This is a genomic window from Pseudomonas sp. WJP1 (assembly GCF_028471945.1).
In the GTDB taxonomy this organism is placed as follows: Bacteria; Pseudomonadota; Gammaproteobacteria; order Pseudomonadales; family Pseudomonadaceae; genus Aquipseudomonas.
Window position 1 is genome coordinate 2,650,889 of record NZ_CP110128.1, and the last position, 23,437, is coordinate 2,674,325.

Genomic DNA, 23,437 nt, shown 5'->3' on the forward strand with positions numbered 1-23,437 from the left:
CGTTTTATCATTCGATGGGAGGTTGCCTGACACGACGCCATCGCGAGCAGGCTCGCTCCTACAGGGGGTCAGTGTTCGGCAGCGCATGTGCATGTATCCCAATGTATCGAGACAGCCTCTCGATACAGTCCCCCTCAATTCAAGGCCCCTCACGAACACAGCCCAGACACAAACTTGCGCTGAACTGATCAGGCCGTTTTGGCGCCATTGAACCGTGGCGACCAAGACCCTTTCCCAGGTCGCCTGAGCAGGCGGCCGTTTGCTCCTGTCTCCGAGGGGATCACAATGCCTGAATCCAATCTCAACGCCACGCCGGTCGATCGCCTGCGGGTCGATCGCTACACCAACGGCATCATCGGCCCGAGCCTGCCAATGCTCGGCCCGCTGGCCGACGGCGGCACTCTGATCACCGGGACGCCGCCAGGTTGCTGGGGGCCGATGATCACGCCCGCTTTCGAGGGCGGCCATGAAGTGACGCAACCGGTGGCCATTGCCGGGGCACAAATCGGCGATGCGGTGGCGATCAAGATCAAAAGCATGCGTGTCACGTCGCTGGCCACTTCGTCCGGGGTTATGAGCTTCGTCGAGGGGCGCTACAACGGCGATCCGTTCGTCTCCAAGTTCTGCGCCAAGTGCGGCACCGAGCACCCGGCCAGCCATGTCGAAGGCATTGGCGAGGACGCGATTCGCTGCAACCACTGTGGCGCCGAAGTCAGCGCGTTCCGCTTCAGCCATGGTTATGTGATCGTGTTCGACGCGCAGAACCAGGTCAGCCTGACGGTCAACCAGGACATCGCCAACCGACTGGCCGGCAAAGCGTCCGAGATGTCGGCGCTGCCGGAATTCGCCGCGCAACATTCGATCCTGTCCCTGGCCCGCGCCGATATCCCCGGCGTCGCCGCGCACATGCGACCGTTCCTCGGCAACATCGGCACCCTGCCTTCGCGCGACTTGCCCGACTCGCACAACTGCGCTGATTTCGGCCAATACCTGATCAATGCCCCGCACCGTTTCGGCATGACCCGCGAAGAACTGCACGCGGCCAAAACCGACGGCCACATGGACACCAACTCGGTCCGCGAAGGCTGTGTGCTGATCTGCCCGGTGAAAGTGCCCGGCGCGGGTGTGTACATGGGCGACATGCACGCCCAGCAGGGCAACGGCGAAATTGCCGGGCATGCCACCGATTGCTCCGGGGAAACCGTAGTGGTGGTGGAGGTGGTGAAAAACCTGACGCTGGAAGGGCCGATCCTCCTGCAGAACCTCGACGACCTGCCGCCGATGGCGCGGCCCATGAATGCCCAACAGCGGGCCAGCGTCCGCGCACTGGGCGAGCGTTGGGGCCAGCACGAGGTTGAACAGAGCGGCCCGATCACCTTCATCGGCAGCGGCGAAAACCTCAACCTGGCGGTGGAAAACGGCCTGCAGCGCGCCGCCAATGTCACCGGCCTGCCGTATGACGAAGTGCTCAATCGCGCCACCATCACCGGTTCCATCGACATCAGTCGCCTGCCAGGCACTGTGCGCGTGACCTTCCTGTGCCCGATGGACGTGCTCGATCGCATGGGCATCGGTCATCTGGTTCGCGAGAAGTACGACCTGGCGTAATGCCCGGAGGCGGGTTTGTACCAGAATGTGTACAGACCCGCTGCCGATACAAGCCCTGCTGTTTTCCGTCGGCACGCCACACAGGCCCGATACATCCCTTCGATTAACTGTGATGACGTTCTGACAACCCTTGGAATCGACATCATGCAAACCCAAGTCACTTCAGCCAAGGCCAGCGCCGGGCTCGGCCTGCGTCGCGGTTTAATCAAGGACCTGCTGGCCGCGCCGGCAGGCCATTTCGATTTTCTCGAAGTCGCGCCGGAGAACTGGATCGGCATCGGCGGTGCCCATGGCGCAGCGCTGCGAACCCTGGCCGAGCGCCATCCGTTGTCCTGTCACGGCTTGTCCCTGTCCCTGGGGGGACCGTCGCCGCTGGATGTCGAATTCCTGCAAGAGGTGCGGGTTTTCCTCGACCACCACAACGTGCCGCTGTACAGCGAGCACCTGAGCTATTGCAGCGATGACGGTCACCTGTATGACCTGTTGCCGCTGCCCTTTACCGAAGAAGCGGTGCATCACGTCGCCGCGCGCATCCGTCAGGCCCAGGACATTCTCGGCCGCCGCCTGGCGGTGGAAAACGTCTCCTACTACGCGGCACCGCAGCAGGACATGGACGAAGTAACGTTCACCAACGCCGTGCTGCGCGAAGCCGATTGCGACCTGTTGCTGGACGTCAACAATGTGTTCGTCAACTCGATCAACCACGGTTTTGACCCGCATGCTTTCCTGGACGGAATCGATGCGAACCGTGTGGTGGCCATGCACATTGCCGGACACTTCGATGAGTCCGACACCTTGAAAATCGACACTCACGGCGCTTCGGTCAAGCCGGCGGTGTGGTCGTTGCTGGCCCAGGCCTATGCCCGATTCGGCGCGCAACCGACCTTGCTCGAGCGTGATTTCAACTTTCCGGTGTTTTCCGAGCTGGTCGCCGAGTTGCAGACCATTCGCCGGTTGCAAACCGAGGAGGTGAACCGTGGCTAAGCGCTCGCTGCACGAACAGCAAAACAGCATGGGTCTTTACTTGCGTGATCCGGAGCGCTACGCGCCGCCGCCGGAAATGGACCCGGCGCGGGCACAGGTTTATCGCGACCTGATGTTCGCCAACCTGTCTTCTTTGATCAGCGGCACCTTTCCGGTATTGGTGAAGATTCTCGGCGATGAGCAATGGCGCAAACTGGTGCGCATCTTCCTGCGTGACTACCGCGCGCACACGCCGAAATTCGGCGAAATCGCTGAGGAGTTCGTTGATTTTCTGGCCTCTGAACCCCCGGCGCTGGCCGCAGGCAAGTGGCCGGCGTTCATGATCGAGCTGGCGCACTACGAATGGGCGGAAATGGCCCTGCAACAATCCGAAGACGAGCCGTTGCCCCTCGGCGATGCTGATTTGTTGCTCGATCGTCCGTTGCGGGTTTCGCCATTGGCCTGGCCCTTGGCGTATGCCTGGCCGGTGCAATTGGTCGGGCCGCACTATCAGCCTGATACACCGCCGAATCAGCCGACATTGTTGTTGGTGCGTCGGGACCTGGATTTCAGCGTGAAGTTTTCCGAACTGAGCCCGTTGGCGTGGCGGTTGTTGCAGAGAATTGACCAGTTCCCGAAACTCGATGGACTTGGGCAACTGCAAGGCCTGGCGCAGGAAGCGGGCGCGGCCGACACCGAGTCTTTTGTGCGCAACGGTCTGGGATTGTTGCGGCAGTTGCATGCCGAGGCGGTAGTCGGGATCGCCGATCGGGTGCATTGAGCGTTCAACCCCAGGACGCCAGCCAATCCGGCGGGCACGGATGAGTCGCATAAAAGTGGCGCATCTGCGCCAGATCACGGGCAAACCAATCGCTGACCCATTGGCTGTATTGCCCCTGCGCCGAATACTGGATAGTGGGCTGCTCAAGGCTGTCGAACAGCGCTTGTGCCGCTTGCATGCCGCTCATCAAGGCCTTGAGTACCCCATGGGAAGCCGCAGGGTCGAGCAGACTGGCCGCATCGCCCACCATGAAGTAACCCGCACCGGCCGGCGCCGTGCTCACGCGCCAAGTGACATCGGCACCCAGAACCGGACCTGATGAGGGTAAGCCGCGCAACGCTTCGGGCACGGCATGGGGAGTAGACTTGCCCTCGGCAAAACACAGGCGCGTCCAGTGCAGCAATTGATCCTGGACGTTTGCCACCCATGTCCAGCCGTCGGGGTCGGCCAACAGGTGCGGGGCATATTCATAAGGTTCGAGACAGCCTTGCAGATAACCGTACCGGGCTACCAGCAGCGGTGAACAGCGCCGAACGCTCAGGCGGTGTTGGCGACTCAGCCAGCCCGCGGCACCGCTGGCATCGATCAGGTAGGTACTCAACAGAGGGCCCTTGTCGGTTTCCACGCCTATCACCCGCCGGTCATGGGTGAGCAGGCGCCGGGCCTGGCATGGTTGCAATACACTGACCCCAAGCGTCGCAGCCCGCTGTAGCAACGCCGTGTCAAGCGTTGCTCTGGCGACGTGAAAACCCTGCCAGGTGCCGCCACTGTCACCGCCAAAGTCGTTGAAGCGAAGCGGACCGTTCCACTGTACCCAGTGTCCGGAAAAGCGCACCACGCCTTGAGCAGAAAAGGTCGGGACCCCGAGTTGCTGCAGCAAGGGTTCGATGCCCGGGTGCAGGCTTTCCCCAGGACGAAACCGTGGAAACCTTTCGCGCTCGAGCAGCGCCACCCGCAAGCCGCGTTGTGCACAGCTGATCGCTGCCGCGCAACCTGCCGGACCGCCGCCGATCACCACGGCATCAAAGGGCTTCAAGTGCGACCTGCCAAGCTGCCGATTCTTCCTTGATCAGGATCGCCCCGGCACCGACCAGCAGGCTGACCTGGCGTTCGATGGCCACGTAGCGCAGCTTGAAATCACTGTCCGGGGTCCAGCTGGCACCGCGTTTATATACCTGGTAGCGATGGACCCAGCCATCGAGAATCAGACCCGCTTCCTGCTGGGCCGTGTCGAGTTCCGGATCCGGTCGTTGCACCCGCCGGAAAGCCAGCAATGGCCAGGTGTTGCGCTGGCCATGGTCACTGCCGGCCCCGAGAACGTTGTACACGCGGTGCATCGAGAGCACGCGTTCCTGGTACTCCTGTGGTGTGACGCGGCCGGTCAAATGCAGGGAGAAACGCCCATCGAGGGCCACCTGGGTGTAGTCGCTGTATTCGTAGGCGTGGTAACGCACCAGCATCCGCCCATCATGCTCTACCAACTGCGGCCCTTGCTGATGGTCCCAGGCAGGGGCGTCGCCCTGGCCGATTTCCGCATCGGTCAGCGGGATGATGCTGTGCAGGCTCGATCGCGGTTCGAAGGTGCGGGCGGAGTCCGGCGCCACGCCGGGCCAGTAGGAACCCAGGGCCGCACAAATGCGTACGTCCTCGGTAAAGGGGCTGGCCATCTGGTAACCCGAGAGCATGTTCAACCAGCTCCCGTCCTCACCGCGCTGCCGCACCCAGCCGACTTCCCAGCCGGGACCGAAGATCCCCGCCGCGGCGTCCGGCAGCGGGGAGGGGCGGGCAATGGGGGCGACGCTTTTAGCCGGCAACGATGTGGATTGAGTGTCGTACGGCAACGCCACGATGGCAGTTACCCCGCGATCTTCAGCCGAAAAGGGTTGATCCTGCAGGTTCAGGTTGGCGCAGTAGCGTACATTCGACAACGCCTCCAGCCGCGCATGCCAGATGTTCGGGTTGGGCAGGGCGGGTTCCTCACGTGCCCAGCGTATCAACTGACGCTGGATGCACAGGGCAAAGAAGTCCGGGGCGCCAATCACCGAATACGCCGCCACCGATGGCAGGAGATTGTCCAGGGGCTGGCAATGGGCCCGGACCCAGCCGTCGGCGGTACCGTCGTGATAGTGCAGGGCGCGGTAGCCACCTTGCTTGACCCGTTCCGCCACTCCCTCCAGGTCATTGAGATCCTCGAACCGACCTTCCGCATCCAGCGTGTGGCGGCCATGCACCATGCCACCAGTGTTGGCCGGCATCAGGAAGGCCAGACGCTGGCCCTGATAAGCAGCTTCTTCCACCAGCTTCGCTTTGACCTGCGGTAGCAGCAGGCCAGGGCCGAGGTCGTCCAGGGTTGCCCAATGGGCCAGGCCATCGCGGATGACAAAAGGCGGCTGGCTGATCTGCGGCTCCTGCCAGCCGGTTGCGCTATGGCGCAGATGAATGTGTCGCAGCTTCTCGTTGATCTGATGGTTTTCAAGGTCCAGCGTCAGATCCATCCCGGCCATGCATTGCCTTCCGTTGAACAGCTTGTGCAACGGCACCCAGAAGTCCAGATCGGCATCCCCAGCCTGGAAGTCCATCGGTCCAAAGCGTGCGGCATCGCCTTTGTGTTGCATGGCGATGTAGGCGCTGTACCGCACGGGCATTATCCGGATGCCGTAGGGGTCGTGTTCTACGAACGGCAGGAAGCTGCGTAGTTGCGCGTCGTATTGGCAAGGCGCGGTGCCCACCCGGGCGATACCGGTGCGCGAGAAACACAGGTCGGCGTGTTGGCCGTGCACGGTATCGGCGGCGTTGCGGTATTGGCTGGCAAACACCGCCACTGCCAGGGGGCGACCCTGGGCCTGTTGTTGCAGGCTTTCAAGCGTGGGCGGGCTGACGCCATAGACATAATCCAGGACGGCTTCAATTTCGCCGGGCGTGGGGAACAATTGCAAAGGCTGGCCGGCGTCGTCGTGGGTCACCCCGGGTGAGGCCAGCGCGTGATAGAGCAGGCTGCGCGCCGGTTGTGCGGCTTCGATGGCGCGGATGCCGGCGCTGGCGAAGTCCTCGAAACCACGCAGGCTGCGGTCGATGGTGAGCGGCTTGATCAGCTCGGCGTCGAGTGGTACCGCCAGGATGTCCAGGCCATGGGACAACAGCAACGAATGCCAGCCACCGGGAGCCAGCCGCGCACACAGTCGGGTAATCGATTGGGGCAGGTCCATGGCAGTTTCTCCGAATCCTTGGCGGAGAGCGATTGCACAGCAACCTGTGGGCGTCAGCTACTGTCAGATATGACAGTAGCGACCAATGGTAGGCAGTGGCCGGGTGGTGCAGCGACCGTCATTTACCGCGCAACTTGAGCTCGGCACACAAGCCACCACCCTCGCGATTGCTCAACGTCAACGATCCCCCGATCGCCAGCGCCAGCTGTTGCGCGATGGCCAGGCCCAAGCCGGTGCCGCCGGTGCTGCGGTTACGCGAGTTTTCCACGCGGTAGAACGGTTGCATGACCTGGGCCAGTTCCGCTTCGGCAATCCCCGGGCCGCGGTCCATGACCTTGACCGACACGCTGCCGTCGGTTTTCTTTTCCACCAGCAGTTCCGCAGCGCCGGCGAATTTGAGCGCGTTGTCCGTCAGGTTCACCAGCACTCGCCGCAGGGCGTGGGGGCGGGTGTCGATAACGGTGGCGCTTTTGCCGCTCAGCTGCACTTGCTTGCCCATGTCCTGGTAATCGAACACCAGGCTGTCGAGGAACGAGTCCAGGTCAGTGCGCCGACTTTCTTCGGTTGCGCCGTGGACGCTGCGGGCATACGCCACGCCTTCGCGCACCAGGTGTTCCATCTCGCCCAGGTCGTTCCACAGTTTGTCTTTCTCCACCGAGTCGTCCATGAATTCGGCGCGCAGTTTCATCCGGGTGATCGGCGTTTGCAGGTCGTGGGAGATCGCCGCCAGCAGTTGCATGCGTTCCTTGAGGTAGGCGGCGATGCGTGCCTGCATGGCATTGAAGGCCTTGGCGGCGTGGGCCACTTCGGTCGGGCCTTTTTCGTCCAGCAGCACCGGGTGGGTGTTGGGGTCGAGGGTGTCCACGGCTTCGGCGAGGCGGGTGAGAGGGCGGATGGCGATCCGCACGGCCAGCCAGGTGCAGGCAATCATCAGCGCCAATTGCCCGAGCAGGACGATGGGCAGCCAGGGCGACAGCGGTACCATCGAAGGCCGCACGTCGATGGTCAACGGGCTGCCATCCGACAGTTTGAGGTGCACCTGGAAATGTTTCGCGGGCCCTGGAATATCGCTGAAGGTCATCGGGTAGTCCTTGCCGATGGAGTTCTTGATCGAGGTCATGGCAATCGGTGCCTCGGGCATGTCCGTGTCCATGGCGGTGCCGGGTGAACCTTCGTTGAGCAGATAGCGGTAATTGCGTCGATCCAGTTGTTGCAGCCAGCTCGCACGCTCTTGCGCCGGCAGGCGGTCGAGGATGGCGATGGAGGTCGAGACGTCGGTTTCCAGGTTGCCGAGCATGGTGTTTTTCGAGCTTTCATAGCGCTCGTAGTACTGCGCACCGAAGGACAGCGCCTGGGCGAGGATCAGGCCGACCAGGAATATCAGCGACAGTCTTGACGCCAGGGTGCGGGGCCAGCGCAGTGACAGGTTCATGCTGGCGCACCGACGATTTCCACCGGCAGGGAAAACACGTAGCCCTCGCTGCGCACGGTCTTGATGTAGGCCGGCTCGCGGGCGTCGTCCAGCAGGCGCTGGCGCAGGCGGCTGACCAACAGGTCGATGGAGCGATCGAACAGGTCGGCGTCGCGGCCCTGGGTCAGGTTGAGCAATTGGTCGCGGTTGAGCACCCGCTGCGGATGATCGAGGAACACCCGCAGCAACCGGTACTCGGCGCCGCTGAGGGCGACCATGGTGCCGTCGCCATCGAGCAGGTGCCGGGCGGAGGTGTCCAGGCGCCAACGACCAAAGGCCAGCAAGCGGCTGGATTCGGTCACCACCAGGTTCGGTGGCAGCATGCGCGTGCGGCGCAGTACGGCGTTGATCCGTGCCAGCAGTTCACGGGCGGCGAAGGGCTTGACCAGGTAGTCGTCGGCGCCCATTTCCAGGCCGATGATGCGGTCGGTTTCGTCGTTGCGCGCGGTGAGCATCAACACCGGGGTGGCCTTGTGCTTGCCGGCGCGCAGTTCGCGGCAGAGCATCAGGCCGTCGTCGCCCGGCATCATGATGTCCAGCACGATCAGGTCCACCGGCGTGGATTCGAGGAAGCTGCGCATCTGCCGGCCATCGGCCACGACCGTGGTGCGCAGGCCGTTTTTCTTCAGGTAGTTGCCCACCAGCTCGCGTATCTCGCGGTCATCGTCAACGATGAGAATGTGATCGACGTGCTCCATGGGGACTTGCCTCTGTCAGTGGGGGATGTCGCACAGTCTATCGAGCCTTGGCCCGCTCGCCCGCCGCCCTTTGTATTGCAGTGTATCTGGCCTGACGGCGGATACACACCGACGCAAAAACAGTCATTTTGCCGGGTTTTGTATCCCTGTGTATCCCGACCCGGCCCAGATACTTGCCGATTTACCCGCGCCGGTTCCCGACACATACGGGATACCTCGCAGGCTTCTAATAGGTTCCATCGAGGCAAACCCAGACGCCTCTGCCAACAAACGATGAACCTTGAGGAAACCGCCATGAACACCAAAGCCATCTACGCCGCTTGCCTGTTTGCCGCCCTGAACATCTGCACCTTGTCGGCCCGCGCTGAAGCTGATGTTACCCCGATGAGCTACAGCTACGGCACGCACCTGGACATCAAGAAAGTGCTGTCGCTGAAACAGGATGCCTCGCCTTCCTGCGGCGTGGTGAATGCCCAGTTGACCTACCTGGACTCCCAGAGCAAGACCCAGGTCCTGGACTACCGCAAATTGGCCGACAACTGCAGTTCGGACAACTGAGTCCAGTCATCACCCTTAGCGCATTCCAATTTAGCCAGGAGCAACATCATGAACAACGTCACCCGCTTCTTGACCGCCATTGCTTTCTCCGTTGCCGGTGCCGCGGCCCATGCCAACGCCGCTGTAGAACAGAACGCTTGTGGCAGCAGCACCTGCTTTCAGCTGACGCCGGTTGACGGGAAGGGCGGTGATGCCTTCCTCGCCGAGGACGGCTACAACCGCACGCCGCAGGGGCAAGTGGTGGCAGAAAACGGTTCCAGCCGCACGCCTCAGGGCAAGCTGCTCGATAGCCAGACGGCCTGAAGCCCAAATACACCGTCGCTCCCACAGGGGACGGAGGTGAGTTGCCACCCTCTATTTCAAGGTGATCCCCATGTTACTCATCGCTTTCCTGGGCGGCATATTGACCGTCCTCAGCCCGTGCATCCTGCCGGTCGTACCTTTCCTGTTCGCCGGTGCCGACCGTACGCGTTCCTCGATCATGCTGACCCTCGGCGGCATGGCCCTGACGTTTGCCCTGATCTCCAGCCTGGCCGTGGTCAGCAGTGAATGGGTGATCGAAGCCAGCAACACCGGGCGCCATGTGGCACTGGTCGTGATGATGCTGTTCGCCCTGTCGCTGATTTCCGCGCGGGTCGGAGACTGGCTGGCACGTCCGTTCGTGGCGCTGGGCAATCGCATCGACCCCAACAGCCGCACATTGTCCGGCCCGCTGAGTTCGATCCTGATCGGTGTCGCTACCGGCCTGCTCTGGGCACCCTGCGCCGGGCCGATCCTCGGGGTGATTCTCACCGGCGCCATGCTGCAGGGCGCGAACGCCGGCACCAGTCTGTTGCTGGTGGCCTACGGCCTGGGTAGCGCATTGTCCCTGGGTACCTTGGTCTTCGCCGGTCGTGGCCTGGTCAATCGCTTGAAACCGTCGATCCCGGTCACTGGCTGGTTGCGTCGTGGTGCCGGTGTGGCGGTGTTGGCCGGTGCGGCGGTGATTGCCACGGGAGCAGACGATGTGCTGCTGGCCAATACCTCGTCGCAAGGGGTCGGCAGCGTCGAGAAAGGCGTGCTGGAAACCGTGCCGAAAGTTGTCGATTACTTCGTCAGCAAGGTCAAGGCCGATCCCATGGACAACGCCCAGGGCGCTATGCCTTCGCTGACCGGTGCGGTGGAGTGGATCAACTCGCCAGCGCTGACCAACGAATCGCTCAAAGGCAAAGTGGTGCTGGTGGACTTCTGGACCTTCGACTGCATCAACTGCAAGCACACCCTGCCGTACGTCAAGGATTGGGCGAAGAAGTACGAGAAGGATGGCCTGGTGGTGATCGGCGTGCACACCCCTGAGTACGGGTTCGAACGCATCATCGACAACGTCCGGGACAAGGTGCAGGAATACGGCATCACCTACCCGGTAGCGATCGACAACAACTATGCGATCTGGCGCAACTTCGACAACCAGTACTGGCCCGCCCACTACCTGATCGATGCCAAGGGGCAGGTGCGTTACACCCACTTTGGCGAAGGTCGTTACGACGAACAGGAAAAGATGATCCAGCAGTTGTTGGAAGAGGCGAAGGCCCAGGCGCCAGCGGCCTGAACCTGAGGATCAATGGCTCGCAGGCCCGGGGTTGTGAGCCATTGATCGATTACCCTGACTGCGCCGCCATGCCGCTGGCGGCGCTCCATACTCACGGCGAAAGGCCCGGCTGAACGCCGTGTCGGTCTGGTAACCCACCTCTTCGGCGATGCGCATCAACGAACTGTTACTGCTGCGTAACAGATTGGCCGCCAGCAACATGCGCCATTGCGTCAGGTATTGCATCGGCGTCACCCCCACCAGTTGCGCAAAGCGTTCCGCCAGGACCGATCTCGAGGTACCGGCAGTGCGCGCCAGTTCATCCAGGGTCCAGGCGTGGCAGGGTTTCTTGTGCAAGGCGTTGAGGGCGGCACCGACGATGCGGTCGCTCACGCCGGCCAGCCAACCGGTGCGGCCCTTGCCGTGTTCGTGCATGTACAGGCGCAGCACTTCGATGAACAGCACCTCGGCCAGTTTCGCCAGTACGCCTTCGCCCCCAGGCCTTGGCGATCGCGCTTCGGCCAAGGCATAACGCACCGAAGACTCCAGCCAGATGCCGGCGTTGGAGCCGCGCACGTTGACCCGGACCACGGGCGGCAGTCCGGCCAGCAACATGCCGGCCAGGCGCGTGTCGCAGGCCAGGTAGCCGCACACCAGGCGCGTCACCGCGCCGCCACCGCCGTAGCTCAACTGCCGCGGACGCCGTGCCAATACTTCGTCGAGTCGCGCACCGCTGGCGGGTGTCAATCCCGGCTGGGAGCTCATGCGATGGGCGTGGCCCTGGGGGAAAATCACCACGTCGCCAGGGTTGAGCAGCAGCGGCGGATCATCCCCCAGCTCTACATAGCACTCGCCTTCGGTGATCAAGTGAAAGATCACCACGCGTTCGGCGCCGGGTTCCAGGAACGGCGCCGCGGTGTCGGCGCTCGGCGACTGATAGCACCAGGGCGCGGTGAACCTGGCGTTGATGAAAATCGCGCCGACCAGGCGGACGACGCGCAGGGTCTGTGACAGGGCGTCCATGGGCGTTTTCCCGTGCGGGGGTTACTGATTGTGAACGCGCTGCGGCCCAAGGTGCATTCTCCGGACGATCGGGCAATGTTGGCCGACGATCGGGCAGGACGCCGACCGGCGTCAGAGAGATAGTTTGCACACAGGGCCACCGGGTCCTGTCATCAATAAGAATAAAGTGAGGTTGCCATGCCCAAGTTCGTCATTGAACGCGAGATTCCAGGCGCCGGAGCACTGTCAGAAAGGGATTTGAAAGCCGTCTCGCAAAAGTCCTGCAGGGTGTTGCGCGAGTTGCCAGAGGTGCAATGGCTGCAGAGTTATGTCACCGGCGACAAACTGTATTGCGTGTACATCGCGCCAAACGAGGAGCTCATCAGGGAGCATGCCCGGCAGGGCGGTTTCCCGGCCAATCGGATTTCCCAGGTCATGAACATCATCGATCCCACCACGGCTGAGTGAGCCTGTGCCCGATGCTGTTCCAAACCAGAGATTGTCTTCATGAGTACACCCATTGATCTTACTGCCCTGAAAACCCGTCAAATGGCCGCGTGGGCCAGTGGCGACTACGCCGTGATCGGCACCACCTTGCAGATCGTCGGCGAGCAATTGGCCGAGGCCTGCGACCTGTTGTGCGATGAACAGGTGCTGGACGTTGCCGCCGGCAACGGTAACGCCACCTTGGCCGCCGCGCGTCGCGGTTGCAGGGTGGTGTCCACCGACTACGTGGCCGCATTGCTCGAACGTGGCGAAGACCGCGCCCGTGCGGAACGCCTGAACGTGACCTTCCAGGTGGCGGACGCCGAAGCGCTGCCTTTCGCCGATGCCAGTTTCGACGCGGTGCTTTCAACCTTCGGTGTGATGTTTGCACCCGACCAGGCCAAGGCCGCCGCGGAGCTGGCGCGAGTGTGTCGCCCCGGTGGCCGGATCGGCATGGCCAACTGGACCCCGGAAGGATTCGTCGGCCAGATGTTCAAGACCCTGGGCCGGCACATGCCGCCACCGCCCGGCGCGCAACCGCCGTCGCAGTGGGGCACCGAAGCCTGGTTGCACAAGCACTTCGACGAGCGCGATTTCCTGGTGCAGGTGACTCGCCGGACCTTCAACTTCCGCTATCGCTCGGCCGAGCATTTCATCGACACCTTCCGCAGCTGGTACGGCCCGATCCACAAGGCCTTCGCGGCGCTGCCCCCCGACGGCGCCAAGGCCCTGGAAGACGACCTGACCGAACTGCTCAACCGCCTGAACCGGGCGGGGGAAAAGTCGATGGTGGTGCCCAGTGAGTACCTGGAAGTGGTGATCACCAGGCGTTGAAAACCCGTGCATCGAGCGGCTATTCATCCAGCCGCTCGGTGTACACCACCCACACGCTGCACGGCATCTTGTACAACAGGTGCTCCACCGTGCTACCGATCAAGCGCCCCATGCCACGATGGCCGAGACGGCCCATGACGATCACGTCGACGTCAAAGGCATCGGCATAGCGGGTCAGGACCTTGGCCGGGTTGCCCATGATCATGTGCCGTTGCGCTTCGGCGATGCCATTGCGTTCGGCCAGTTCGTTGAAGGCTTCGAGCTGTGCGTCATACAGCGTCTTGTTGCGGCTCGAGGAAAAAAACGCCGAGCCGTTGTCAAAGCCGAACTCGTCCGAACTGATGGACGAAAGGTCGTAGGCGTAGACCACATCGAGTTCGGCATTGCAGGCAGTCGCCAGCTTCGTGGCCTCGTGCAGGATGCGGTCGTTGAAACTCTTGTAGTGATCATCACGATGGAAAGGGTCGACGGCGGCGACCACTTTGCGTGGCAGCGCGTTGACCGCGTGGCTGACGAAGTGTAACGGTACCGGACACTCACGCAGCAGATGCACGTCCAGCGGGGTGAAGATCAGCCGCGACAGCAACGACTGGTGTTCCAGCGCCTTGATCAGCACATCCATCGGCTGTTCCTTGAGGTGAATCAGGATTTCCTCCAGCGGGTTTTGCACCCATGCCACTTCCGTTGTGACGGTTACGCCGATTTTGCGCAGGGGCCGGGCCTGGTCTTCCAGCCACTGACGGTGGCGATCGACGTAACCCAGGCGCATCTGTTCCAGCGCCTTTTCATTGACCATGCCAGCTGTGGCCAGGCCTTCCAGGTAGTCGAAGGCCACGATATGCAACGCCGCGCCCTCCGCCTTGGCCAGCGCGGCCGCCCGGTCGAAAGCAGGGCTGTGTTCCATCAGCGGCGAAGTCACCAGCATGAAGCGAGATTGACCAGACATGACAAACCTCCCGAGGGGTAGCGGTTGTTTGGCTTGGCTTCAATCCTTGAGTATTGACCATGCTGGGAGGGGGTGTAGGGAATCAAGTGAGCAGACCTCTTGAACTGCTTGCCTCCTCACGGCCTGGGGCTGTGCGTCAACGCCTGTGGGGGATTGTTGTCTGAGTGCATATCCGTTGCTGCGGTAACGGCGTCTTATGGTTTCGCCCTTACGGCGAGTCACTTTCGAAAAGCGCGAAAGTAACCAAAGCGCTCTTGCCCCACCACTCGGTGCCGAGCCTTAGCGAGGCACCGAACGCCAGGGGCAAGAGCCCTTGGTTACTTGGGGCTTTTCCAAGTGACTCGCCGTAAGGGCGAAACCATTGGTGGCCGTTACCGCAGGAATGGATATGTACTCCGGCAAGAAATATAAGTCGGCTGTCAGGACGCCTTCGCCGGCAAGTCGGATCGCCGCACCGCTGGCTCCTACACAACCTCCGCCCCCCGCGCCTCCAGCAACTCGCGCAACACCGAGCGATGACAATGCGCTTCGTCCTCGCAATAACAGCCCACCGCCAGTGAGGTGTGATGCGAAAGGGCGGCGAGCAGATCGAGCATCTGACTAGGGGCAGGGTGGTTCATTTCGGCCTTGAACTTGCGCCTGAACGCATTCCAGGCCTTGTCGTCTTCAGCGGCCTGGGCCTGCTGTACCAGCTCCGGGCTGGGCGAAAGCAGCGGCTGCCACACGTCATAGAAATCCCGGCTGGCAAACTCGGCCTTCGGTACGCCACGGGGTGGACGGCGTACTGTGCCCAGGCGCAGGCCTTCGTCGGGTTTTCGCGGGGTGCCCAGGCGCACGATATGGACAGGCATGGCGCTACTTGAGCCGCGATCCGTCGAACCACTCCAGCGCCGTGCGCCAGAAGCAGATCCCCAGGAAGTACGCCGACATCAGCAGCCAAAGCCCCATGACCATCGGATTGATCACCGGGTGGTTGATCACCAGCGACAGGCTGCACAGCAGCCAGATCGCCGTCACGGCAATGTTGATCGGCATGAAGCGGCGCACGCGGAACGGATGCAAAAATTTCATCCGTGTGAGGGTCAACAGGGCCAGGCCGATCACGGTGAGGAAGGTGATCCAGGGTGACGGCGCGATGATGTACAGGCACAGGGCAACCACGTTCCAGGCGGCGGGGAAGCCCTGGAAGTAATTGTCCTTGCTTTTCATGTTGACGTTGCAGAAGCAGAACAGCGACGACACCAGGATCAGCGACACGGTCAGCAGGAGCGTGTAGTCCGGCAACGGGACGTAGCGATAGATGAAGAGTGCCGGGATGAACACATAGGTCAGGTAGTCGATCACCAGGTCGAGAATCGAGCCGTCGAAACTCGGCAGGACCGACTGCACGTTGACCTTGCGCGCCAGCGCGCCGTCCAGGCCATCGACGATCAGGGCTACGCCCAGCCACAGCAGGCAATTGGTCGGCTGGTTATCGAGCAGGGCAAGGGTCGCGAGGAAGGCGGTGACCACGCCGGTGGCGGTAAAACCATGGGCACCCCAGGCTTTGAGCCTGGCGATGTGTAGGGTCGATATCACGGGGGCGCTCTCCAGAAAGTGAAGCAAGCCAGTATCGCCCTGATCGGGCGGGCGGCGGCAAACCGGGGTGGGGTTGCAGGTATCGACCGGGTATCCGGGAATAAGGTTCACCCCCTATGAATCTTAGCTGCGTCGGCAAAAAATACTCTGGATAAATCGGCAGGGCGTCAGCCGGACGGTGGTAGCACATTTACACGCGAGGACTATCGTTGTCTGACTGGATCACTCCCATCGATGAGGACGTCGTCATGAACACCAGCGATCTGCTCGAACAATTACTGCGGGCCGGCCAGGGCTCGATGGCGCAACAGCGCGGCGGTGGGGCGTCGGCTCAAGGTGGCCTGGGTGACCTGGGCGGATTGCTTGGCGGCCTGTTGGGCGGTGGCGGCGCCAGCAGTGCCGGCGCAGGCGGTATGGGCGGCCTCGGCGGCTTGCTCGGTGGTTTGCTGGGCGGAGGTTCGCCGATGGGCGGCGCAACGCAATCGCGTTCCGGTGGTGGTACCAATTATGCAGCGCTGGCTTCGTTGGGAATGATGGCCTTTCAGGCCTATCAGTCCTGGCAACGCAGCCAGGCCACGCAACAGCAACAGGCGCCGCAGCAGGCGATGCGCACGGTGGACATGCTGGCGGGCCCGGAAGTCGAGGAACACAGCCATGCGATCCTGCGGGCGATGATCGCGGCGGCCAAGGCCGACGGCCGGTTCGACGACGCCGAGACGCGGATGATCAATGCCGAAATTGCCCGGCACACCGATGATCCGCAGTTGCAGCAGTGGCTGGATGAGGAAGCCGCCAAGCCGCTTGACCCTGCCGAGGTGGCCCAGTCGGCAACCGACCCTGGCATCGCCGCCGAGATGTACCTGGCCAGTGTGATGCTGGTGGATGATCAACAGGATGCCGAGCGCAGTTATCTGGATGAACTGGCGGCGGCGCTGCAAATCGAACCGGATTTGCAGGTACATCTGGAACAGCAGGCCAAAGGCACACCTTGACGCGGGCGATCAGGAAACCGGTGGTTCGGGCACCAGGAACGTCACGCCAAAACGCTCGGCCACCTCGAATATCCGCGGCAGATCCTCGGGTACCTTGAACTGATCCATCGCCGTAAAAAATTGCCCGCCCCGCGGATCGGACACCACGCCGATCATCCTGGCAGTGGGGCTGACGTTCTTGTAGGCATGAATCGCCCCGGCGGGAATATGCACATAGCCTCCGGCCGAGACGGTGCTGCAGGTGCCTTCGACGGTCACTTCGACCTGGCCATCCACCACGTAGAACGCTTCGTCCCACGGGTGAAAGTGCGGGGGCGGGCCGCCGCCTTGCACGCCTTCCTGGATGTGCATTTCAAAGGGTTTTTCCAGATCGCCGCCGGCCAGGACAGTAATCGTTTCGCCAACGACATTGACCGACGCCGGTGGGGTCTGGAGGACGTGGACCGTGCGCATGATTGCTCTCCGGAGATGAGGCGGCACCCACCGATTGTAGGCGCTTGAGCGCCCGCCGACAGCTGCGGCACGGGGCCGTCCGTCCGGGCAGTTTCGACGGCGATGGAATTTTCCGCGCCATGGCTCGCTCTGCTGAGAGAGGGAAGTGCTGATCCAGCGCCCTGCAGCACCTCGCAGGTGAGCCATGAACAAGAACCTCGATGACTACAACCGCATGCGCGACTTTTCGGCGACGTCGGAGCCAGTCGCCATCAAGCCCACGGGCAGAAAAAAAGCCAAGGACCATGCCCTGCAGTTCTGCATCCAGAAGCACGATGCCTCGCGCCTGCATTACGACTTCCGCCTGGAGCTCGACGGCGCGCTCAAGAGTTGGGCGGTACCCAAGGGACCGTCGCTGGACCCCAAGGTCAAGCGCTTGGCGGTGCATGTCGAGGATCACCCGCTCGATTACGCCACCTTTGAAGGCAACATCCCTGAAGGTCACTACGGTGCCGGCGATGTCATCGTCTGGGACCGTGGCGTGTGGATTCCCCAGGAGGATCCGGCCAAGGCCTATGCCAAGGGCCGGCTCAAGTTCGAACTGCAAGGCGAGAAGCTCGGGGGCCTGTGGAACCTGGTGCGCACGCACATGCCGGGCAAGCAGGAGCAATGGTTCCTGATCAAGCACCAGGACGGTGCCGCCCGGCCGGAAAGTGATTACGACGTGGTTGCCGCCGAGCCCGACAGCGTGCTCAGCGAACGGACTATCGTCGCCAAGGCCCCCAAGGCCGCCAACGCCAAGGCCAAGGCCATCAAGCAGCCCGCGGCCCCAACCAGTAAAGAGCCACGCAAAGAACAGTCCGCGCCTCTCACCGGCGCGCGCAAGGCCGAACTGCCAGGCCAGATCAAACCGGAACTGGCAACGCTGGTGGAAAAGGCCCCGGGCGGGCAGTGGAGCTATGAGGTCAAGTTCGACGGCTACCGGATCATGGCGCGCATCGACCACGATGAGGTCAAACTCTTCACCCGCAACGGCCACGACTGGACCCACAAGTTGCCTGGCCAGGCCAAGGCGCTGGCGGGCCTGGGCCTGGAATCGGCCTGGTTGGACGGTGAGATGGTGGTGGCCGACGAACAGGGCGTCCCGGACTTCCAGGCCTTGCAAAACGCCTTCGAGGCCGGCCGCAGCGGCAATATTCTCTACTACCTGTTCGATTTGCCCTATCTCAATGGCGTGGACCTGCGTGAGGTGCCCGTCGAGGAACGCCGGGCTGCGCTCTCGACGGTGCTAAAAACCGGCAAAGACCCGCTGCTGCGCTTCTCTGACTCCTTTGGCGAAGACCCGGAGGCCTTGCTCAACAGCGCCTGCCAAATGCAGATGGAAGGCCTGATCGGCAAACGCCTGGGTTCGCCCTATGTCTCCCGGCGTAGCGGTGACTGGGTCAAACTCAAGTGCAAGCATCGACAGGAATTCGTCATTGTCGGCTTCACCGACCCCAAAGGTTCACGCAATGCCTTCGGTGCGTTGCTCCTGGGGCTGCATGACCGCGACAGCGGTGAGTTGCGCTACGCGGGCAAGGTCGGCACCGGGTTTACCGAGGCGACCCTCAACAGCATTCATCAACAACTCAAGCCCCTGCAGACGAAGAAACCCGCGGTGGCCAGCCCGCCCAGCGGTGCCGAGTTCAAGGCTGTGCACTGGCTAAGACCGCGCTTGCTGGCGGAAGTGGCCTTTGCCGAAATGACCAAGGACGGTTCGGTGCGCCATGCGGTGTTCCATGGCCTGCGTGACGACAAGCCTGCCAAAGACATTACCGAGGAGCGTACGACTGCCGTGAAAACTGCCTCCGCGAAAAAAACCGCCGCGGCCAAACCTGCCGCCGCGAAGAAGAAAGCCGAACCTGCGCCTTCGCAAATCGGCCTGGATCAGGGCAAGGTACGCATCACCCACCCGGACCGGGTGATCGACGCCAGCAGTGGCACCACCAAAGTGCAACTGGCGCAGTACTACGCCAGCGTCGCCGAGTGGATTTTGCCGCAACTCAAGGACCGGCCCGTGGCGCTGGTGCGTGCGCCGGATGGCATCGCTGGCGAACTGTTTTTCCAGAAAAACGCCGAGCGCCTGGCGATCCCTGGCATCACCACCCTCGACCAGCAACTCACGGGCCAGCCGATGATGCTCATCAACAATGCCGAAGCCTTGATCGGTGCGGTGCAGATGAGCACTGTCGAGCTACACACCTGGAACGCCACCTCGGACAACCTCGACAAACCCGACCGCTTCGTCCTCGACCTCGACCCGGACCCGGCGCTGCCGTGGAAACGCATGGTCGAGGCCACCCAATTGACCCTGACCGTGCTCGATGAGCTGGGGCTCAAGGCGTTCCTCAAGACCAGCGGCGGCAAGGGCATTCACCTGGTGGTGCCACTGACCCGCAAGTTGGGATGGGATGAGGTCAAGGATTTCAGCCACGCCATTGTCAGCCACATGGCCAAGATGCTGCCGGAGCGCTTTTCCGCGGTGTCGGGGCCGAAGAACCGGGTGGGGCGGATCTTCATCGATTACCTGCGCAACGGCTTGGGCGCGACCACCATCTGCGCCTACGCCGTGCGTACCCGGGAAGGTCTGCCGGTGTCGGTGCCGATCTACCGTGAGGAGATTGCCGAGCTCAAGGGCGGCAACCAGTGGAACATCCACACTGTTCACGAACGCCTGGTGGAAGTGGGCCACGGACCTTGGGCGGACATGAAGAAAACCCGGCAGACGATTACGGCGGAGATGCAGCGGCGGGTGGGGATGAAAAAGGCCTGATGAAGAACGCGGTGTAACAGATACACCGCGATGTCTGGTTCGCCCGTAGGAGCGAGGCTTGCCCGCGAAGAACGATAACGCGGTGTACCTGTTACACCGCGGCGTCTGGTTCGCCGGCAAGCCTGGCTCCTACAGAAGCGCCAGCCATCGTTTTATTTGAGGAACGCCTGGAAGTCAGTACCCAGCTTGTCGATCGCCGCCTTGAAGTCCTGCGCGGTGACTTTCTGGCTTTCGTTTGACAGCTGCTTGCCAAATACCTTGCGTACAACCTTGGCCACGGTCTGGTTGCTTTTCGCGTCAATGAACTCGGCTTCGATAAACAGTTCAGTATCCTGATCCCTGTGCCCGGTGGCTGCCTGCGTGGCCCCGACGACGGCAGCGATGGGTACCACTTCATACCATTTCATGCCTTCGTTGGAGGCACTCACGCCAGTGATGGCGGCACGCATGACCAGGACTTTCGAACCGGCCGGCGCTGCGCTCGGGCTGGAGACCACGCGATATTTCTGGCCGAGCGTGGCCTTGGCCTTGTTGGTCATGTAGTTCTGGATGTCGCTGAGTGTCTGCTTGTTGACCCGCTCATCAGGCTTGGGCGCCGGGTACATTTCCAGACGGGTAAAGGCCACGGTGTCATAGGCATTCGGGTTCCACGACGGGCTCACCCAACGCATCGCCGTGCCACCGCTGGGCGTTTCGACTTCCTGCAGGTTGTTGTAGTTGGACAGGTAGCCCGAATACTGCTCCTTCTCGGTGACTTTCGATGTACAACCACCGAGCAGGAGCCCGGCTAGGGCAGTGCCGACGAGTAATCTACGGGTCAGGTTCATAGTGCTGTGTGCTCCTTGGATAAAGTCGTTTTTTCATTGGCAGAGAATCAGAAACGCCAAGTCATGTTTCCCGTCACCGTTTGAATCCAGGCGCTGTCGAACTGACCGGAAATTCGATTGCCCGACAGGTCCTTGCTCTGGTCTACCGGCATGTCGCCCATCCAGATCATCGCCCAGCTGAGGTTGACGTCGGTGTCCTTGTTCAGAGCATAGGTGGCGCCCGTCGCAATGCGCCAGGATTCGGCCATGGGCACGATCACCGAGCGCTTGCCATCGGACACGGCACTGCTGTCGTACGCCATGCCGACGTTCCACAGCAGTTGCTCGGTGGCCTGGTATTGCGCGCCGAGTGACAGGTGCCACGTGTCCTTGAAGCCGGCGTCGATGTTCGTTGAGCGAGCATCGTTTGCCGAGGTGTCGACCTGTATGCCGATATCGCCGAATTCCGACCAGTCCTGCCAGTTGACCGAGGCCAGCAGGGCCCATTGCCGGTCCAGTTGTTGGAACAGGCTCAGGGTAATGGTTTGCGGCACGGTGATGTCGAGCTTGGTGGTGGTGCCGTCGAGGCGTTGCAACAACGGTCCGTTACCCTTGACGTCCAGGCCGTCCTCGAACTCCAGGTCGACCTTGCTGGTGTATGTCAGGCCCAGGCGGGTCCCGGGTTGCGGGGCGTAGATCACTCCGACGTTGGCGCCGAATCCCCAATCCTTGTCCTTGTATTTGAACTGGCCGTCGCCGCGGTCGGTGAAGCCGAACGGCGAGCGGTCGATGGCGGTCTGGGCCTGCAGCATGCCGTACATGGCCTTGACACCGACGCCCACCGACCACTGCTCGTTGAAGCGGTAGGCCACGCTGGGGACCATCGACAGACCTAGCAGGCTGGAATTCTGCGCAAAGTAGCGCCCCGACCAGTCGTTGTCGTAATTGACCGCCAGCCCGAAATCGCCGTACTGACCGAAGCCGACGCTCCAGTGGTCGTCGAGTTCATGGCTGACGAAAAAACTGGCGCCGGGCATGGGCTCAAGAGCGTTGCCGCTGCCGCTGCCCGACACGTTGGTGCCATCGTCGCGATCGAATGTGATATCGCCGTAAAGCACCTGCAAGCCGGCGGTGATTTGCGTGCCCGGCAGGTAGCTCATGCCCGCCGGGTTGCTGGCGATGGTGGAGGGGCCCTGGGCCCGGGCGGCGGCACCGGCGTTGGCCAGGCCGACGTTATCGGTGCCGACTTCGTAAAGCATGATGCCGCCGGCGTGTACCTGCTGGCAGCACAGGGCGAGCAGTGAGACGGCGGGTAGGGTGCAATTTTTCATCTGCATCGGGTTACCTTTATGCCAGCCCATTACAAACACCGGTGGCCATCGCTGGCCCCCAGCGTGAATTTCCTCGGGGCAGTCTCCTGACTGCCATAAAATTTGTCTCCCTTCGCGAAAGAGCGTAGGTAGGTCTCGTGAAATATCCAGTAATTAGCTAGTTAAAACCGATAGTTCAGGCCCAGTGTCAGCGAACGCGCCGGCGCCATGGACGGGTGTTGCTGCCACGCAAGTCATACTTGCGGTTGAACAGGTTGCCATATCTCCTCGAACCGAGGCGGCGAGCATCTCTCGCCGCCTCGATGCCATTACTTGCCAACAGCGGCTGCCAGCAGCGGCGCTATCTGTTCGTCAGTCAGTGCCGCCTGGACCTCCATGGTCATCAGGTCGCTCCATTGCAGTACCCACTTCTGGATCGGTACCGGATCATTGGCCTCGGCCACGCCAAAACCGGCCGCGCCACCGACGGCGTGCCAGCGTCCGAGCATCTTGACGCCTTCCGGTGGTGCGCCACCGGTCTTGAGAAAGCGTTCGATCGCGCTGTTGCGATTGGCCGAACTGATTTTCCAGCTGACGATGAACAACATCTGCCACCTCCTTCCAGGGATCGGCACCTGTCTGTCTTCGCGCACCGGGTTGGCGCCGGGACCTCGGTCACGTTTGCCTTGCCAGCGTCATCCTGTCTGGCCTGAAACGACTGCTCCCTGCAGAAGGCATAGCAGCGCCGCGCACTTCACGTACGACCGCCGATCCTCTTTTACAGGGGGGGTGGGGCGCCTGTTTCAGCGGCGAAACAGCGGCGGGGTGGATCAGGCGTCGCGCAACAGGTCGTTGGCGTTGAGCAGCTCATAGGCGATTTGTGGACGCCTCTCCATGGCCCGGCGAATCGCCGCCGGGATCGCTGCCCGGGTCTTGCGGCACAGTCCAGGCAATTCGCCGATTTGAATGCCGATACCGCGCATGGTGCGCACTTCATTGAAACCGGGGGCGATGTCCACGCGAATGCCCAACTGCTCGAACATCCGCCGTTGCAGGTGCTCGAGGTCCTGCAGGCTTTGCAGGTTTTCCAGGCGTTCGACCAGGCGCTTTTCTTCCGCGCGGGTCAGGAACAGGATGCGCAGGTCCGCACCGGGCGTTTCCAGCAGCGGGTCACGCCCGCAGTCGCAGGCGCCGGGCGGGCAGGGTTGGCGGATCGGAGCGGAGGTGGTCATGGGGTTCAATCATAGAGCGCTGTGATTGAATTTGCCCATAGGTAATGGATTGAACGTGATCGATCCCTGTAGGAGCGAGCCTGCTCGCGATGGACGTCAACGATGACGCGGGCTGTCTGGATGCCCGCGTTGTCTGGACGTTTTTCGCGAGCAGG

General features: G+C 62.2%; 23 protein-coding genes. 10 read left to right on the forward strand and 13 right to left on the reverse strand.

All coding sequences use genetic code 11. The annotated features are described in order from the left end of the window. The first annotated feature begins 285 nt into the window (after nt 1–285). The 3 genes from OH720_RS12050 (at nt 286) to OH720_RS12060 (ending at nt 3,352) form a co-directional block, all read left to right on the forward strand. On the forward strand, nt 286–1,608 hold the full coding sequence (locus OH720_RS12050) for an acetamidase/formamidase family protein (RefSeq protein ID WP_272605785.1): 1,323 nt from the start codon (nt 286–288) through the stop codon (nt 1,606–1,608). Between the two features lie 144 nt (nt 1,609–1,752). After that, nucleotides 1,753–2,592 (forward strand): HvfB family MNIO-type RiPP peptide maturase, encoded by an 840-nt coding sequence (locus OH720_RS12055; RefSeq protein ID WP_272605786.1) that lies wholly within the window; start codon nt 1,753–1,755, stop codon nt 2,590–2,592. Continuing rightward, the gene (locus tag OH720_RS12060) at nt 2,585–3,352 is read left to right on the forward strand and encodes an HvfC family RiPP maturation protein (protein ID WP_272605787.1); all 768 of its coding nucleotides are present in this window, start codon (nt 2,585–2,587) and stop codon (nt 3,350–3,352) included. The genes OH720_RS12055 and OH720_RS12060 overlap by 8 nt, the downstream gene beginning before the upstream one ends. Nucleotides 3,353–3,356: 4 nt before the next feature. Here OH720_RS12060 and OH720_RS12065 read toward each other — a convergent pair whose 3' ends face one another. The 4 genes from OH720_RS12065 to OH720_RS12080 all read right to left on the reverse strand — a co-directional run bounded on the left by OH720_RS12065 (nt 3,357) and on the right by OH720_RS12080 (nt 8,727). Further along, the gene (locus OH720_RS12065; RefSeq protein ID WP_272605788.1) at nt 3,357–4,388 is read right to left on the reverse strand and encodes an NAD(P)/FAD-dependent oxidoreductase; all 1,032 of its coding nucleotides are present in this window, start codon (nt 4,386–4,388) and stop codon (nt 3,357–3,359) included. After that, a complete protein-coding gene (locus tag OH720_RS12070; RefSeq protein ID WP_272605789.1) occupies nt 4,375–6,558 on the reverse strand; it encodes a hypothetical protein in 2,184 nt (727 codons plus the stop codon). The genes OH720_RS12065 and OH720_RS12070 overlap by 14 nt, the downstream gene beginning before the upstream one ends. Before the next feature lie 118 nt (nt 6,559–6,676). Then, a complete protein-coding gene (locus OH720_RS12075) occupies nt 6,677–7,990 on the reverse strand; it encodes an ATP-binding protein (RefSeq protein ID WP_272605790.1) in 1,314 nt (437 codons plus the stop codon). Next, nucleotides 7,987–8,727, reverse strand: coding sequence for a response regulator (locus tag OH720_RS12080; RefSeq protein WP_008063067.1), 741 nt, complete (start codon nt 8,725–8,727; stop codon nt 7,987–7,989). Before OH720_RS12080 ends, OH720_RS12075 begins: the two co-directional genes overlap by 4 nt. A gap of 294 nt (nt 8,728–9,021) precedes the next feature. On the opposite strand from OH720_RS12080, the gene OH720_RS12085 reads away from it, so the two are divergent. The 3 genes from OH720_RS12085 to OH720_RS12095 all read left to right on the forward strand — a co-directional run bounded on the left by OH720_RS12085 (nt 9,022) and on the right by OH720_RS12095 (nt 10,873). After that, nucleotides 9,022–9,285: a DUF2790 domain-containing protein gene (locus OH720_RS12085; RefSeq protein WP_272605791.1), complete on the forward strand. Its 264-nt coding sequence runs from the start codon at nt 9,022–9,024 to the stop codon at nt 9,283–9,285. 48 nt (nt 9,286–9,333) lie between these two features. Next, nucleotides 9,334–9,588: a hypothetical protein gene (locus tag OH720_RS12090; protein ID WP_272605792.1), complete on the forward strand. Its 255-nt coding sequence runs from the start codon at nt 9,334–9,336 to the stop codon at nt 9,586–9,588. A gap of 70 nt (nt 9,589–9,658) precedes the next feature. Next, nucleotides 9,659–10,873, forward strand: a complete 1,215-nt coding sequence (locus OH720_RS12095) for a cytochrome c biogenesis protein DipZ (RefSeq protein WP_272605793.1) — start codon at nt 9,659–9,661, stop codon at nt 10,871–10,873. 9 nt (nt 10,874–10,882) lie between these two features. Here the strand turns inward: OH720_RS12095 and OH720_RS12100 are convergent, their stop codons facing one another. After that, nucleotides 10,883–11,875, reverse strand: coding sequence for an AraC family transcriptional regulator (locus OH720_RS12100; RefSeq protein WP_272605794.1), 993 nt, complete (start codon nt 11,873–11,875; stop codon nt 10,883–10,885). Nucleotides 11,876–12,052: 177 nt separating this feature from the next. On the opposite strand from OH720_RS12100, the gene OH720_RS12105 reads away from it, so the two are divergent. Then, nucleotides 12,053–12,322: a DUF4242 domain-containing protein gene (locus tag OH720_RS12105; protein WP_008063076.1), complete on the forward strand. Its 270-nt coding sequence runs from the start codon at nt 12,053–12,055 to the stop codon at nt 12,320–12,322. Between the two features lie 39 nt (nt 12,323–12,361). Further along, nucleotides 12,362–13,174: a class I SAM-dependent methyltransferase gene (locus OH720_RS12110; RefSeq protein WP_272605795.1), complete on the forward strand. Its 813-nt coding sequence runs from the start codon at nt 12,362–12,364 to the stop codon at nt 13,172–13,174. Nucleotides 13,175–13,193: 19 nt separating this feature from the next. Here the strand turns inward: OH720_RS12110 and OH720_RS12115 are convergent, their stop codons facing one another. The 3 genes from OH720_RS12115 to pcsA form a co-directional block, all read right to left on the reverse strand. Next, nucleotides 13,194–14,120 (reverse strand): universal stress protein, encoded by a 927-nt coding sequence (locus tag OH720_RS12115; protein WP_272605796.1) that lies wholly within the window; start codon nt 14,118–14,120, stop codon nt 13,194–13,196. A 464-nt stretch (nt 14,121–14,584) separates the two neighbouring features. Beyond that, nucleotides 14,585–14,971, reverse strand: a complete 387-nt coding sequence (locus OH720_RS12120) for a DUF488 domain-containing protein (RefSeq protein WP_272605797.1) — start codon at nt 14,969–14,971, stop codon at nt 14,585–14,587. Between the two features lie 4 nt (nt 14,972–14,975). Then, on the reverse strand, nt 14,976–15,698 hold the full coding sequence (gene pcsA, locus OH720_RS12125) for a phosphatidylcholine synthase (protein WP_272605798.1): 723 nt from the start codon (nt 15,696–15,698) through the stop codon (nt 14,976–14,978). Between the two features lie 248 nt (nt 15,699–15,946). On the opposite strand from pcsA, the gene OH720_RS12130 reads away from it, so the two are divergent. Then, the gene (locus OH720_RS12130) at nt 15,947–16,690 is read left to right on the forward strand and encodes a tellurite resistance TerB family protein (protein WP_272605799.1); all 744 of its coding nucleotides are present in this window, start codon (nt 15,947–15,949) and stop codon (nt 16,688–16,690) included. Between the two features lie 9 nt (nt 16,691–16,699). Here OH720_RS12130 and OH720_RS12135 read toward each other — a convergent pair whose 3' ends face one another. Further along, nucleotides 16,700–17,143, reverse strand: a complete 444-nt coding sequence (locus tag OH720_RS12135; protein WP_272605800.1) for a cupin domain-containing protein — start codon at nt 17,141–17,143, stop codon at nt 16,700–16,702. Between the two features lie 184 nt (nt 17,144–17,327). Between OH720_RS12135 and ligD the strand changes: the two genes are divergently transcribed. Next, nucleotides 17,328–19,934 carry a DNA ligase D gene (ligD, locus tag OH720_RS12140; protein ID WP_272605801.1) on the forward strand — a complete coding sequence of 869 codons (2,607 nt, stop codon included), beginning with the start codon at nt 17,328–17,330 and terminating at the stop codon, nt 19,932–19,934. Between the two features lie 152 nt (nt 19,935–20,086). Here the strand turns inward: ligD and OH720_RS12145 are convergent, their stop codons facing one another. From OH720_RS12145 to OH720_RS12160, 4 genes are all read right to left on the reverse strand, one after another. Continuing rightward, nucleotides 20,087–20,761 carry a DUF3313 domain-containing protein gene (locus OH720_RS12145; protein ID WP_272605802.1) on the reverse strand — a complete coding sequence of 225 codons (675 nt, stop codon included), beginning with the start codon at nt 20,759–20,761 and terminating at the stop codon, nt 20,087–20,089. 47 nt (nt 20,762–20,808) lie between these two features. Beyond that, the gene (locus OH720_RS12150) at nt 20,809–22,077 is read right to left on the reverse strand and encodes an OmpP1/FadL family transporter (RefSeq protein ID WP_272606436.1); all 1,269 of its coding nucleotides are present in this window, start codon (nt 22,075–22,077) and stop codon (nt 20,809–20,811) included. 302 nt (nt 22,078–22,379) lie between these two features. Next, nucleotides 22,380–22,658, reverse strand: coding sequence for a DUF3303 domain-containing protein (locus OH720_RS12155; RefSeq protein WP_272605803.1), 279 nt, complete (start codon nt 22,656–22,658; stop codon nt 22,380–22,382). Nucleotides 22,659–22,880: 222 nt separating this feature from the next. After that, the gene (locus OH720_RS12160) at nt 22,881–23,282 is read right to left on the reverse strand and encodes a hypothetical protein (protein WP_272605804.1); all 402 of its coding nucleotides are present in this window, start codon (nt 23,280–23,282) and stop codon (nt 22,881–22,883) included. Nucleotides 23,283–23,437: the final 155 nt, after the last annotated feature.